Source organism: Streptomyces sp. SM10, assembly GCF_002910915.1.
Classification (GTDB): Bacteria; Actinomycetota; Actinomycetes; order Streptomycetales; family Streptomycetaceae; genus Streptomyces.
Genome location: NZ_NEUF01000190.1, coordinates 1 through 15,805, shown reverse-complemented (window position 1 = coordinate 15,805; position 15,805 = coordinate 1). Strand labels below are relative to the sequence as shown.

General features: G+C 72.2%; 3 protein-coding genes. All 3 read right to left on the bottom strand.

Annotation, left to right across the window (positions count from 1 at the left end; all coding sequences use genetic code 11):
• The coding region (locus tag B9S57_RS36110; protein WP_258036746.1) for a type I polyketide synthase at positions 1-2,292 on the bottom strand (2,292 nt) is incomplete at its 3' end.
• A gap of 47 nt (positions 2,293-2,339) precedes the next feature.
• Positions 2,340-13,217, bottom strand: coding sequence for a type I polyketide synthase (locus tag B9S57_RS33375; protein WP_374936005.1), 10,878 nt, complete (start codon positions 13,215-13,217; stop codon positions 2,340-2,342).
• A gap of 48 nt (positions 13,218-13,265) precedes the next feature.
• Positions 13,266-15,805, bottom strand: a 2,540-nt coding sequence (locus B9S57_RS33370; protein WP_146057837.1) for an SDR family NAD(P)-dependent oxidoreductase, incomplete at its 5' end; no start/stop codon positions are given.

The window sequence follows — 15,805 nt, the reverse complement described above, 5'->3', positions numbered from 1 at the left end:
GCGCTTGCACCGCACCCCGTCCGCCCTGCACGCCTGCAACAACTCGTCCAGAGCGTCGGCGTCACCACTGACGACCACCGAGGACGGGCCGTTCACCGCCGCCACCGACAGACGCCCCTCCCACTCCGCGAGCCGCACCTCAACCCGCACGGCCGGCTCCGCCACCGACACCATGCCACCCAAGCCCGAAAGCTCCAGGATCGCCCGGCTCCGCAACGCCACCACCCGCGCACCATCCTCCAGGGACAGCCCACCAGCCACACACGCCGCAGCGATCTCACCCTGCGAATGCCCCACCACCGCCGCAGGCACCACACCAGCCGCCCGCCACACCTCAGCCAGCGACACCATCACCGCCCACAACACCGGCTGCACCACATCAACCCGATCGAACCCAGGAGCACCCGCATCACCACGCAACACACCCAACAACGACCAGTCCGTGAACGGCTCCAACGCCACCGCACACTCCCGGATCCGCCCCGCGAACACCGGCGAAGACTCCATCAGACCCGCAGCCATACCCACCCACTGCGAACCCTGCCCCGGAAACACGAACACCGGACGCGCTGTCCGGGTGGCCACGGCCTGGGTCACGTCCGCTGACTCGCGCCCCTCGGCGAGGGCCGTGAGGGCGGCCGCGTAGTCACCGGAAGGGTCGGCCAGCAGGGCGGCACGGTGGCTGAACCTCGTCCGGCGGACGGCCAGGGTGTAACCGGCGTCGGCGGCGGACGTGTCCGGGTTGCGTGCCAGATGAGCCTGCAACTGCCTGGCCTGCTCCCGCAGGGCGTGTTCGGTGCGGGCGGTGACGACCAGCGGCGGCTTCGCGCCGTCCAGCGGGGCCCGAGGTGCCGGGGTGCCGGCTTCCTTCTCGCCCTCCTCGGCGGGAGAGGACTGTGCCTCTGCCGGGGGGGCCTGTTCGATGACGGCGTGCGCGTTGGTTCCGCTGACGCCGAAGGACGACACCCCTCCGCGGCGCGGCTGCCCGGTCTCCGGCCAGGGTGCGGGTTCGGTGACCAGGGCCATGCCCCCGTCGACCCAGTCGATGAGCGTGGTGGGGTTCTCCACGTGGAGGGTGGGCGGCAGCACTCCGCGCTGCACCGCCATCACCATCTTGATCAGTCCGGCGGCACCGGCCGCGGCCTGGGTGTGGCCGATGTTCGACTTGACCGAGCCGAGCCACACCGGGCGGCCTTCCGGGCGGTCCTTCCCGTATGTGGCGGCGAGCGCCTGGACCTCGATGGGGTCGCCCAGCGTGGTGCCGGTCCCATGCGCCTCGACGAGGTCGACCTGCGCGGGCGACAGCCGCGCGTCGGCGAGCGCCTGGCGGATGACGCGCTGCTGCGCGGGGCCGTTGGGCGCGGTCAGGCCGTTGCTCGCACCGTCCTGGTTGATGGCGGAGCCGCGTACGACGGCGAGGACGGGATGGCCGTTGCGCCGGGCGTCGGAGAGCCGTTCCACCAGGAACATGCCGATGCCCTCACCCCAGCCGGTGCCGTCCGCGTCGGCGGAGAACGCCTTGCAGCGGCCACTGGTCGACAGTCCGCGCTGACGGCTGAACTCGGTGAACGCGCCGGGACTGGACATCAGGGTGACGCCGCCCACGAGGGCCATCGAGCACTCGTCCCTGCGCAGGGACTGGCAGGCCATGTGCAGGGCCACCAGCGAGGACGAGCACGCGGTGTCGATGGTGACGGCCGGCCCGTTGAAGCCGAAGGTGTAGGCGACGCGGCCGGAGGCGACGCTGCTGGTGTTCCCGACGCCGAGGTAGATCTCGGTTCCCTCGGGCGGGACGAACACCGTGCTGCCGTAGCCCTGGTAGGACGTGCCGACGAAGACGCCGGTCCGTGTGCCGCGCAGGGACGCCATGTCGATGCCGGCCCGTTCCACGGCTTCCCACGACGCTTCGAGGACCAGACGCTGCTGCGGGTCCATGGCCAGAGCCTCGCGCGGACTGATGCCGAAGAACTCAGGGTCAAAGTCCGGTATGTCGTAGACGAATCCGCCCTCGAGCGTGTAGCTGCGGGCCGGCTCGTCGGGGTCGCGGAAGAACAGCCCCTCGAAGTCCCAGCCACGGTCCTCAGGGAACGGGGACAGGGCGTCGACCTGGGACATCATGATCTGCCACAGGTCCTCGGGGGCGCGTACACCACCCGGGAAGCGGCAGCTCATCGCCGTGATCGCGATGGGGTCGTTGTCCTTCTCCTCGGCAGCGCGCAGCTTGCCCCTGGTCTCCTGGAGGTCGGCCGTCACCCGCCGCAGGAAGTAACGCAGCTTGTCGTCGTCGGTCATGGCCCTGGTTTCCCCTCGGAGCGGTTCGTCCGGTTGCGGTCGGCTGTTCACGAGATACCGAACTCCTTGCCGAGGAAGTCGAAGATTTCTTCGTCGCTTGCGCTGTCCAGGTCCTGCGGCGGTACGGCCGGTTCGGGCGCCACCCGGATGTCGCCCCAGTTGGCGAGCATGGCGTTGAGACGCAGAGTGATCCTCGTACGCCGGTCGTCGTCGGTGCCGACGGAGCTGAGCAGGGCCTCCAGCCGGTCGATCCCGGCGAGCACGGGCGCGTCTGCCGCGCCGGTGTCGGGGACGACCTCGGCACGGAGGTGCGCCGCCAGTTCCGTGGGTGTCGGATAGTCGAAGACGAGCGTCGCCGGCAGCCTCAGTCCGGTGGCGGTGTTGAGCCGGTTGCGCAGATCGACGGCGATGAGCGAGTCGAATCCGAGTTTCTTGAACGCCATGTCCGGTTCGACCGCGTCGGCGGAGGCGTGTCCGAGGACGGCAGCCGCGTGGGTACGCACCAGGTCCAGGACCACGCGGTCGCGGTCCTCCTCGGACAGCCCGGCCATGCGCTGCGCCAGTCCCGCTCCCCCGGTGCCCGTTCCGTCCGTGTCAGCCGCACGTGGGGCGGCGGCGCGGACCAACTTGCGCATCAGGGGAGGCAGCGCACCGGCGGCCGCCTGGGCGCGGAGCGCCGCGAAGTCCAGCCGGACCGGCAGCAGCAGCGCGTCGTCGGACGCCGTGGCGAGGTCGAAGAGGGCGAGTCCTTCCTCGGAGGAGAGCCCGGCGACACCACCCCCGCTCATCCGGCGTACCTCGGCGTCACTGAGGTGCCCGGTCATGCCGCTCGCCTGGGCCCAGAAGCCCCAGGCAAGAGTGGTGGCGGGAAGGCCGGAGGCCCTGCGGTGATGGGCGAGGGCGTCCTGGTAGGCGTTGGCCGCCGCGTAGTTGCCCTGCCCGGAGCTGCCGAGGGTGCCGGCGGCCGAGGAGAACATCACGAACGCCGACAGGCCGCTGTCGCGAGTGAGGTCATGGAGGTTCACCGCTGCGTCGACCTTGGGCCGCAGCACCGCGTCCATCCGGTCGCCGGTGAGGGAGGTGATGACCCCGTCGTCCAGGACACCCGCCGCGTGTACGACGGCGGTGAGCGGACGGGCGTCGTCGATGGTGCCGAGCACCCGGGCCAATTGGTCACGGTCCGCCGCGTCGCAGGCGACGGCGCGTGCTTCCGCGCCGGCGTCGTGCAGTGCGGCCAGGAGTTCGCCGGTGCCTTCGGCTGCTTCGCCCTGGCGGCTCAGCAGGAGCAGGTTCCGTACACCGTGGTGGGTGACCAGGTGGCGGGCGAGCAGGCTGCCCAGGGTGCCTGTGCCCCCGGTGACCAGGACCGTCCCTTCACCGTCGAAGGCCGCCGCACCGGTGACGGTGTCCGATGCCGGTTCCGCGCGTGCCAGACGGGGCAGCAGCACCAAGCCGTTGCGCAGGGCGAGTTGCGTCTCCGGCAGGGCCAGGGCACCGGGCAGTGCCTGCCAGGAGGCCTCGCTGTCGTCGGAGTCGACCAGGACGAAGCGGTCGGGGTGCTCGGACTGCGCCGAGCGGACGAGCCCCCAGACCGGTGCGGTGGCCAGACCGTCGATGCTCTCACCTGCGGCGACCGCCACCGCGTTCGAGGTGTGGAACACCAGCCGGGTGTCGGCGAGGCGCTCGTCGCCCAGCCAGCGCTGGAGCAGCATGAGTGCCTCGCGGGCGGCGGTGTGCGCTCCGGCTGTCGGGTCCTGCGTTCCGGGCGCCCCGAGACGGGCGACCACGGTGCCGGGCAGCGGCGTGCCGGCGTCGGCGGCGGCGAGGAGCGCGTCGAGGTCGGCGTGCCGCTCGGCGGGGACGCCGGTGGCGGACAGCGGCGCGGGGTCTGCGCCCAGTACGGCCCAGGGGCCTGCGGGGACGGACTCGGCGGCTGCCACGAGTCCGGGCTCCCAGGAGAGCCGGAAGAGGGAGTCGTTCCCCTCCTGCGTGGCGGTCTTCAGCTGCCGGGGGTCCACCGGCCGCATGTCGAGGGCGTCGACCGAGGCTACGGGCGCCCCGGTGCCGTCGGCCAGTTGGAACGCGATGCCGTTCGCACCGCTCGGGGAGAGCCGCGCCCGCAGGACGGACGCCCCGGTCGCGTACACGCTCACACCACGCCAGGCGAACGGGAGCCTGGGCTTGCCGGCGTCCTCCCCGCGTCCCTGGCCAGGACCGAACGAGCCGAGCCCCATCGCCTGCAGCGCGGCGTCGAACAAAGCGGGGTGGAGTGCGAATCCGGCGGCTTCGGCGCGGCCGTCCTCGGGGAGCGCCACCTCCGCGTAGATGTCCTCGCCGGCCTGCCATGCGGAGCGCAGGCCCTGGAACATCGGCCCGTATCCAAAGCCGAGCGCGGCTGCCTGTTCGTACACACCGTCGAGCGGGAGTTCCGTGGCCCCGGCGGGGGGCCACGCGGTGAGGTCGAACGGCGTACCGGATGCGGTGCGGGTGGCGAGCACACCGGTGGCGTGCCGCCGCCAGGGCGTCTCGGCGAGGCCGCCGCCCTCGGCCGGCAGGTCCGCCGGGCGGGAGTGGACGGTCAGCGGCCGACGGCCGGACGCGTCCGATGCGCCGACAACCAACTGCACCTGCGTGGAGCCGCGTTCCTGCAGAACGAGAGGCGCCTCGAGGGTGAGTTCCTCGACGAGGTCACAACCGACCTGCCGTGCTGCGCGCAGTGCCATCTCCACGAAGCCGGTACCCGGGAGCAGGATCGATTCCATGACGACGTGGTCGCCGATCCAGTGCTGGGTGCGGGCGGAGAGCCGGCCGGTGAACAGGTATCCGTCGGCGTCGGCCAGGGCCACCCCTGCGGCGAGCATCGGGTGATCGGCGGCGCCAAGGCCGATGGAGGCCGGGTCGCCGGACGTGCTGTTCCGGATCGGCAGCCAGTACCTCTGGTTCTGGAAGGCGTACGTGGGGAGTTCGGCCCGGCGGACCTCGCGCCCCGCGAAGACCGCGGTCCAGTCGAGGGGGACGCCGTGCACGTGAGCCACGGCGAGCGACGCCAGGAGACGGTCGGGGCCGCCCTCGTCGCGGCGCAACGAGCCGAGAACAGCCCCGTCGACGGCGGCCTCGTCCAGGGTCTCCTGGAGTCCGACGGCCAGGACGGGGTGCGGGCTGATCTCGACGAAGACCCGGTGGCCCGCGTGGAGCAGGGCCTGGGTGGTCTCTTCCAGGCGGACCGTGCGGCGGAGGTTGGTGTACCAGTACTCGGCGTCCATGCCGGCGGTGTCGAGGAGTTCGCCTGTGACCGTCGAGTACAGGGGAACCTTCGAAGTGCGGGGAGCCACGTCGGACAGCAGGCGGAGCAGGCGGTCGTGGATACGCTCCACATGCGCGCTGTGCGAGGCGTAGTCGACGTCGATGCGCTTGGCCCGGACCTGGTCGGCCGTGCAGGCGGCGAGGAGCTCGTCCAGGGCGTCGGTGTCGCCGGAGACGACCACGGAGGAGGGTCCGTTGACGGCCGCGACGGACAGGCGCCCTTCCCAGGGGGTGAGCCGCGCGCGTACCTTCTCGGAAGGCTCCGGTACGGAGGCCATCCCGCCCAGCCCCGACAGTTCCAGGATCGCCTGACTACGCAGGGCCACCACACGGGCCGCGTCGTCCAGGGTCAGCGCGCCGGCCACGCAGGCCGCGGCGATCTCGCCCTGCGAGTGGCCGACGACGGCGGCAGGCTCCACACCGGCGGCTCGCCACACCTCGGCGAGCGAGACCATGACGGCCCACAGAGCGGGCTGAACCACGTCGACGCGGTCGAGTCCGGGGGCGTCCGGCGCCCCGCGCAGCACGTCCAGCAGCGACCAGTCCGTGTGGTCGGACAGGGCGGTGGCACACTCACGGATCCGTTCGGCGAACACCGGGCTGCTGTCGAGGAGCCCGCGTGCCATCCCCGCCCATTGCGCGCCCTGGCCGGGGAAGGCGAAGACGACCTTGGGCCCCTCCCCGGGGGTGACGGCTTGGACGAGACCGGGGGCTCCGGTGCCGTCCGTGAGGGCGGCGAGCGCGTGCAGGAGGTCGTCCCTGCCCGTCGCGACGACTGCCGCGCGGTGCGCGAAGCGGGTACGGGCCGTGGCCAGCGACCAGCCGACGTCGGCCAGGACCGCGTCGTCGTGGGTCAGCAGGTGGCGGTGCAGGCGCCCGGCCTGGTCGCGCAGGGCCTCCGCCGAGGTGCCTGAAAGGACGAAGGGGAGCGCTGCCGCTCCGAGGAACGGCTCAGCGCCCGTCCCGGCGGCGGCCACCGGTTCCTCGGGGGCCTGTTCGAGGACGACGTGGGCGTTGGTTCCGCTGATGCCGAAGGACGAGACCGCCGAGCGGCGCGGCCTGCCGGTCTCCGGCCAGGGCACCGCATTCTGGAGGAGGGAGACCGATCCTGCGGACCAGTCCACGTGAGTGGTGGGCTCGTCCAGGTGGAGGCTCCGCGGCACGGTTCCCCGCCGCATCGCCAGGACCATCTTGATGATCCCCGAGACACCCGCGGCGGCCTGTGAGTGACCGATGTTGGACTTGATGGAGCCCAGCAGCACGGGCTGGGACCGGTCCCGGCCGTAGGTGGCCAGGACGGCCTGTGCCTCGATGGGGTCGCCCAGCGGCGTTCCGGTGCCGTGCGCCTCGATGACGTCGACGTCCTGGGTGGTGAGCCCGGCATTGGCCAGGGCCTGCCGGATGACACGTTGCTGCGAGGGCCCGTTGGGCGCGGTCAGGCCGTTGCTCGCACCGTCCTGGTTGATCGCCGAACCCCGGACCACGGCCAGCACCGGGTGCCCGTTGGCCTGGGCGTCGGACAGCCGCTCGACGAGGAGGACGCCGACGCCTTCGCTCCAGCCGGTGCCGTCCGCGGATTCGGAGAAGGCACGGCAGCGGCCGTCGGAAGCGAGGCCGCCCTGTCCGCTGAGCCCGGCGAACCCGGCCGGTGTGGCCATGACCATGACGCCGCCCGCCAGTGCCATCGAGCACTCGCCGTTCCGCAGTGCCTGGGCTGCCAGGTGCAGGGCCACCAAGGAGGACGAACACGCGGTGTCGACCGTGAGGGCGGGGCCCTCCAGGCCGAGCGTGTAGGACACCCGGCCGGAGATGACACTCGCGGTGGTGCCGGTGAGGATGTATCCGGCGTTGTTCTCCTCGGCCTGCTGCAGCAGGCCGGTGTAGTCCTGACCGCTGGAGCCCACGAACACACCGGTACGGGTGCCTCGCAGGCCGGCGGGGGCGATACCCGCCGCTTCGACGGCTTCCCAGGAGGATTCCAGGAGCAGCCGCTGCTGCGGGTCCATGGCGATGGCCTCGCGCGGCGATATGCCGAAGAACGCCGGGTCGAAGTCGCCCGGATCGGCGAGGAACCCCCCGGTCAGCCCTTCGATCTCCCAGCCCCGCGAGTCCGGGACCTCCGTGATCGCGTCGCGGCCCTCGTCCACCAGGTGCCACAGGTCCTCGGGCGTCGCCACCCCGCCGGGCAGCCGGCAGCTCATGCCGATGATGGCGATGGGTTCACCGCTGTCCACGGTGTCGGCCTGCGGCGCGTCATCGCGGCCGACCGGTACGGAACCGGCGACCAGCTCGTTGACGTGGTCGGCGAGCGCGGCAGGCGTCGGGTAGTCGAAGACCAGGGTCGAGGGCAGCCGCAGCCCGGTCACCAGGTTCATCCGGTTGCGCATCTCGATCGCGGTGAGGGAGTCGAAGCCCAGGTCGCTGAAGGCCCGCTGGGCCCCGATCTCGTCGTGCTCCGCGTAGCCCAGGACGGCGCCCGCCTGGGTGCGGACCAGATCGAGTACGGCAGCCGCACGGCCGGCCTCGTCGAGGGGGGCGAGCAACTGCGCGAGGGCGTCCTCGGTGGAGCCGGGGCCGGCGCCGCTCTTCGCTGCGGGGCGTGCCGGGAGCCGGACCAGACCGCGCAGCATGGGCGGAACCGCTTCGACGGAGCCGGCTCCGCGCACCCCGGACACGTCGAGGGGCGCCGGTACGAGCAGGGCGTCGTCCAGGTCCCGGGTGGCGTCGAAGAGGGCCAGCCCCTGCGCGGACTCCATCGAACCGACGCCGGAACGGCCGATGCGGCTGAGCTGCGTGTCGTCGAGGTTCGCGGCCATGCCGCTGCGGTCGGCCCACAGGCCCCAGGCCAGCGAGCTGGCCGGCAGTCCGCGTGCCCGGCGGTGCTGGGCGAGGGAGTCGAGGAAGACGTTGGCCGCGGCGTAGTTGCCCTGTCCGGCGCCGCCGAGGGTGGCGGCGACCGAGGAGAACAGGACGAAGGCGCTGAGGTCGAGGTCCTGGGTGAGCTCGTGGAGCGTCACCGCGGCGTCCACCTTGGGGCGCAGTACGGCGGTGATGCGCTGGGGGGTCAGCGCGGGGAGCACGCCGTCGTCCGTGACACCCGCGGCGTGCACGACCGCGGTCAGCGGGTGCTGGGCGGGAATCGTGGCCAGCAGGGCGGCCAGCTGTGTGCGCTCGGCCACGTCACAGGCGGCGACGGTGACGGTGGCGCCCAGTGCGGCCAGGTCCGCCTCCAGCTCGGCGGCGCCCTCCGCCGACGGCCCGCGCCTGCTGACGAGGAGCAGGTGGCGGATGCCGTGGGCGGTCACCAGGTGACGGGCGAACAGCTTGCCGAGGGTGCCGGTGGCACCGGTCACCAGCACGGTGCCCGCCGGGTCGGCGAAGGCGGTGCCCGCCGTGACGGCGGCAGGCGCTCCGACGCGGGCGAGCCGGGGTACCCGTATCCGGCCGGCACGGACCGCGAACTGCGGTTCAGCGTCGGCCAGGGCCTGGGGAAGCGCACGGTGCGAAGCGGGCAGTCCGTCGATGTCGGCCAGGACGAACCTGCCCGGATTCTCCGACTGTGCCGAGCGGACCAGGCCCCATACGGTCGCCTGCGCGACGTCCTCGACCTCGTCCTCGGCGGTGGCGGCTACGGCACCGCGGGTGATGAGGACGACGCGCGTGTACGCGAACCTCTCGTCCTCGATCAGGATCTGGGCCAGCGCCAGCACGCGGGCGACCGCGCCGTGCGCCGCCTCGATCATGTCGGTGCCCGGTTCGGTCACGCAGGGGATGAGAAGGGTGTCCGGGGCGGCGAGGCCCTCGTCGACCGCCGCGCCGAGGTCGTACAGGTCGGGGTACCGGCCGCCGGACGGGAGCCCGAAGTCACTGTCCCCGAGGACGATCCAGCCGCTGGTGTCCGGTGACGTCCCGGTGCCCTGGGCGACCGGCCAGTCGATCCTGAAGAGCGAGTCGTGATGGGGACTGCGGGAGGTGTTGAGCTGCTCGGCGGAGACCGGGCGAAGCACGGTCGCGCCGACGGAGGCGACGGGCGCCCCGGATTCGTCGGCGAGCGCGACGGACACGGTGTCCGTGCCTGTGGGCGAGAGCCGCACCCGGAGTGCCGAGGCGCCGGCGGCGTACAGGGAGACGCCGGTCCAGGAGAACGGCAGCCGTTCCTGGCCGGGGCCGCCCTCGTCGCCGTCGCCCAGCATGGCCCGTGAGTGCATCGCGGCGTCGAACAGTGCGGGATGCAGGCCGAACCGCCGGGCGTCGGCCGCGGGTTCCTCGGGGAGGCGGACGTCGGCGAAGACGTCGTCGCCGCGGCGCCAGACGCCCGTCAGGCCCTGGAAGGCGGGCCCGTAACCGTAGTTGGCGGCTTCGAGTTGGGCGTAGAAGTCACCCAGGGACACAGGTACGGCGTCACGGGGCGGCCACTCGGCGAAGACGGACCAGTCGGGGGCCGTGGCCTGTCCGGGAGCGAGCAGTCCACCGGCGTTGCGGGTCCACGACCCGTCGTCCTCCTCACCGTCCGGGCGGGAGTACACGTACAGCGGACGGTGACCGGTGGCATCGGGTGCCCCGAGCGTCATCTGGACGGCTGTGCCGCCTTCTTCGGGAAGGATGAGCGGCGCTTCGAGGTTGAGTTCGACGAGATGGCCGCAGCCGACCTGGTCGCCTGCGTGGACCGCCAGTTCCACGAACGCGGTGCCGGGCAGCAGGGCGGTGCCCAGGACGGTGTGGTCGGCGAGCCAGGGGTGGGTCGCCAGCGAGAGCCTGCCGGTGAACAGCATCCCGTCGCCGTCGGCCAGGGTGACCGCTGCGCTGAGCAGCGGGTGTTCGGCCGCGCGCAGGCCCATCGCCGTGGCGTCGCCCGCCCACGCGGCGGACAGCTTGGGCCAGAAGCGCTTGCGCTGGAAGGCGTAGGTGGGCAGGGCGGTGTTCCTGGCTCCCGTCCCCTCGTAGAACGCGCCCCAGTCCGGACCGCTGCCGTGGACGTGCAGTTCGGCGAGGGCGGTGATCAGCGACCGGGCCTCCGGGCGGTCGGCGCGCAGGGCGGGGAGGAAGACGGGCTCGCCGGCTCCGGCGGGGGTCCCCGTCAGGGCTTCCTGTCCCATGGCGCTCAGTACGCCGCCGGGGCCCATCTCGAGGAAGGCGGTCACACCGTGGCCGAGGAGTGTGCGGATCCCGTCGTGGAAGCGGACGGCCTCGCGGACGTGGCTTACCCAGTAGCCGGGATCGGCGATCTCCTTGGCGCTGATGAGGGCGCCGGTCACGTTGGACACGATCGGAAGCTCGGGTGCGCTGAACCGGATCGTCCCGGCGAAGGCACGGAACTCGTCGAGCATCCCTTCCATGTGCGCCGAGTGGAAGGCGTGGCTGACCCGCAGCCGTTTGGTCTTGCGTGCCTGTCCCTCGAAGTGGGCGGCGATCTCCAGGACCGCGTCCTCGTCACCGGAGATGACCACGGCGCCGGGCCCGTTGAGCGCGGCGATCGAAACGCCGGCGCGCAGCAGGGGCTGCACCTCGTCCTCGGTGGCCTGGAGCGAGACCATCGCCCCGCCTCCGGGGAGAGCATCCATCAACCGTCCGCGGGCCGCCACCAGGGCGGCGGCGTCCTCCAGTGACAGCACACCCGCCGCGTGTGCGGCCGACAACTCGCCGATGGAGTGGCCCAGCAGGTAGTCCGGCCGGACGCCCCAGGAAGTGACGAGGCGGAACAGTGCGGTCTCCACGGCGAACAGGCCGGCCTGGGTGAAGACGGTCCGGTCGATCAGCCCCGCGGTGGCCTCGTCGGTGGGGTCCGTGGCGAAGACGACGTCCTTGACCGGTCCGTCCAGGTGCCGGTCAAGCTCGGCGCAGACGGCATCGAACGCCTTGGCGAACACCGGGAACGCCTCGTACAGTCCACGGCCCATGCCGGGTCGCTGCGACCCCTGGCCGGAGAAGAGGAGGCCGAGCCGGCCGTCCTCCGTGGCGACACCGCGTGCCTGCCCCGGGGCCGGAGTACCGGAGGCGAGGGCGCGCAGGCCGCTCAGCAGGCTCTCGCGGGTCTCGCCGACGACGACGGCCCGGTGGTCGAGGGCCGCGCGGCCGGTGGCGAGCGAGAAGGCCAGGTCCAGGGAGGTCGCGTCGGATGCCTCCGCGTGCGACAGCACGTGGGCCGCCTGGCCCAGCAGCGCCTCCTCGGTCTTCCCGGACACCGTCCAGATGAATGCGGGCAGCGCGTCACCCTCGCCGGCCTGTGCGGTCGGCTCGGGGCTCGGGGCCTCCTCGATGACCGTGTGCGCGTTGGTCCCGCTCATGCCGAACGAGGAGATGCCGAATCGCTTGGGCCGGCCCGTTCGCGGCCAGTCCGTCTGCTCGGTCAGCAGCTGGACGGCACCGGCCGTCCAGTCGACGTGCGGGGTGGGCTCGTCGATGTGCAGCGTCTTCGGCAACGTGCCGTGGCGCATCGCCTCGACCATCTTGATGATGCCGGCGACTCCGGCGGCGGCCTGGGTGTGGCCGAGGTTGGACTTGACCGAGCCGAGCAGGACCGGGCGGTCGGCCTGCCGGTTCCGGCCGTACGTGGCCAGCAGTGCCTGCGCCTCGATCGGGTCACCGAGCGTCGTACCCGTGCCGTGGGCCTCGACCGCGTCGACCTGGTCGGCGGTGAGTCCGGCGTTCGCCAGCGCTTCCTGGATGACGCGCTGCTGTGAGGGGCCGTTGGGGGCCGTGAGGCCGTTGCTCGCACCGTCCTGGTTCACGGCGGAGCCGCGGACGACGGCCAGAACCTCGTGCCCGTTACGGCGGGCGTCCGACAGCCTCTCCAGGAGCAGCAGGCCGGCGCCCTCGGCCCAGCCCGTGCCGTCGGCGGCCTTGGCGAAGGCCTTGCAGCGGCCGTCGGTGGACAGGCCGCGCTGCGCGCTGAACTCGATGAAGGCACCGGGCGTCGACATGACCGTCACGCCGCCGGCAAGCGCCAGCGAGCACTCGCCCTGCCGCAGTGCGTGCGCTGCCAGGTGCAGGGCGACGAGCGACGACGAGCACGCCGTGTCCACCGTGACGGCCGGACCTTCGAGGCCGAGCGTGTAGGACACCCGTCCCGAGACCACGCTGGCCGCCGTGCCCGTGAGCCCGTAGCCCTCGACACTCTCCGGGGAGAACTGGAGCAGGGACGCGTAGTCCTGGCCGCTGGAACCGGCGAATACGCCGACCCGGGCGCCGGACAGCGACAGCGGGTCGATGCCCGCCCGCTCGAACGCCTCCCACGCCGTTTCGAGGAGCAGCCGCTGCTGCGGGTCCATGGACAGGGCCTCGCGGGGACTGATGCCGAACAGGCCGGAGTCGAACTCTGCGACGCCGTCGACGAAACCGCCCGAACGGACGTAGGACGTGCCGGACTGCTCGGGGTCGGCGTCGTAGATCCGCCCGGTGTCCCAGCCGCGGTCGTCCGGGAACGGCGACATCGCGTCCCCACCTGCGGCCACCAGGTTCCACAGGTCCTCGGGGCTCTCGACGCCTCCGGGGAATCGGCAGCTCATCGCGACGATCGCGATGGGCTCCTGCTCCCCTGCCTCCACCTCACGAAGGCGCTCCCGGGTCTGGTGGAGGTCGGCCGTCACCCGCTTCAGGTACTCGAGGAGCTTGTCGTCAGCCACCATTACCGCTAACCCCTTTGCATAGAACAGAAATACGGTGCCGACCCATCAGGAGGCCCCGAGCTCGTTGTCGATGAATGCCAGGACCTCGTCGGCCGATGCCGCCTGGAGCTTCTCCGCGACCGTGGCGGTCGCCCCGTCGCCCGTCGCGGGCTCCTCGTCCCAGCCGGAGAGGATGTCGCGCAGCCGTGTTCCGATCCGGTGGCGTGCGGTGCGGTCCGCGGAGAGCGACGCCAGGGTCGCCTCCAGCCTGTCCAGCTCGGCCAGTACGGGAACTGCCTGTGGCTCGGTGCTCTCGCCGACCTCGGTCCGCAGGAACGCTGCCAGCGCAACCGGCGTCGGATAGTCGAAAGCCAGCGTCACAGGAAGGCGCAGCCCCGTGCGCGTGCTGAGCCGGTTACGCAGTTCCACCGCGGTCAGTGACTCGAATCCGAGATCCCTGAAGGGCCGCTTGGCGCCGACCGCCTCGATCTCGCTGTGACCGAGCGTCCCGGCGGCCTCGGTACGCACAAGCTCCAGGAGCATCTGGCCGAGTTCGGCTTCGGACAGTTCGGCGACCGTCCTGCGGAACACGGCCGCGCTGTCCGCAGCGCTGTCCCCGGCCTCGGCCGCCGCCCGCGTGAGCTCCCGCATCCGCGGGACGTCGGCGATCAGCGGGCTGGGGCGAACCGCGGTGAGCGAGGGCCCGTACAGCCCCCAGTCGATGTCCGCGATCAGCAGGGACGGGCCGTCCTGAGCCACCGCCCGACTCAGCGCGGGCAGAGCGGAGGCGGTCGGCAGGACAGTGAGCCCACGCCGGGCCGTCCGTTCGGCGAACGTGTCGTCCGAGGTCGCCGGGCCGCCTTCCGCCCACGGCCCCCAAGCGATCGATGTGGCCGTGAGGCCCAGCGACCTCCGGTGCGCGGCCAACGCGTCGAGGTAGGCACTCGCGGCGGCGAAGGCTCCTTGGCCGGCGCCTCCGACCGTGCCGGCTATGCCCGGGAACATGACGAACGCGGTGAGGTCGAGCCCCTGTGTCACCTCGTGCAGGTTTCGGGCGCCGCCCACGTTGGCGCGCAGCGCGGCGGCAAGCCGCTCGGGGGTGAGCGCGCCCATGACCGCGTCGTCCAGCTCCCCGGCGCAGTGGAGCACCGCGGTGATCCGGTCTCCGTCGGCCGTCAGCCGCGCCACGAGACCCGCCAGTAGATCGCGATCCGCCACGTCGCAGGCGGCGACGGTGACCCTGGTGCCGGAGCCCTGCAACTCCTGGATCAGATCGGCCGCTCCCGGCGTGTCGGCCCCCCTGCGGCCTACGAGCACCACGTGGTCTGCGCCGTTGCCGCAGAGCCAGCGGCCCAGCTGCCCGCCGATCGCACCGGTGCCCCCCGTGATGAGCACCGTGCCCTCCGGCGTCCAGGAGCGCCCCGAACCCACCGGGGGCGCCGGCAACAGGCGGCGGGCGAACACGCCGCCCGGACGTACGGCGAGCTGGTCCTCATCGCCTGCACCGGCGAGCAGGCCGCACAGCCGTGACAGTGCCCGCTCGTCAGGTGCGTCGGGGAGATCGATCAACCCGCCCCATCGCTCCGGGTGTTCGAGACCGGCGACCCTCCCCATTCCCCAGACGAGGGCTTGTGCGGGGCTGATGGAACCGTCCTGCCCGTTCGCCTGGACGGCGCCTTGAGTCAGACACCACAGGGGCGCCGAGACCGCCGAGTCGCCGAGCGCCTGCACGAGCGTCACGGTCGCGGCCAGGCCATGGGTGAGTTCCGGCGTTCCTGCAACCGGCTCCTCGTCCACGGAGCACAGGGACAGGATTCCGGCGATGGCGGTGCCGTCTCCGAGCGTCTCGGCCAGCCCGTTGAACAGGGTCACCCGGTCGTGGGCGTGGTCCACTGCGCAGTGCAGGACGTCGGCCCCCTGGGCGCGCATGGCGTGCACGACGGCGGGGGCCAGGTCGGCACTCGCTCCTGCCGTCGAGGCCACGACCAGCCAGGTACCCGTGAGGGAGGCTGACTGCTCGGCCAGTGGGGTCCAACCGGTCCGGTAACGCCATGAACCGGTGGCAGAGGCCTCACGCCGTTGTTTCCGCCAGGACGACAGGGCGGGCAGGACCGCACCCAACGACGCGCCTTCGATGTCGAGTTCGATGTCGAGCGTGCGGGCCAGCGTGGTGAGGTCGCCGTGCTCGACGGCCTCCCAGAACTGGGCGTCGACCGGGTCCGTCGCGCCGGCAGCGGGAACGGCCAGCGCTTCGGGCCAGTAATGCCGACGCTGGAAGGCGTAGGTGGGCAGGTCGACATGACGGGGCGTATGTCCGGCGAACAGGGTGTTCCAGTCGAGGTCGACCCCGTGCACATGCGCGTGGGCGAGGGAGGTCATGAAGCGGCGGGACTCGTCCTCGTCCCGGCGCAACGTCCCCAACGCGACCGCGTCACTCCCGGCCGCCTCGAACGTCTCCTCCAGCCCCACGGACAGCACCGGATGCGGACTCACCTCGACGAACACACCATGCCCCGAACTCACCAGTGCTCGGGTCGTCTTCTCCAGCAGGACCGTCCGGCGCAGATTCGTGTACCAGTACTCGGCATCCATCCCCACCGTGTCCA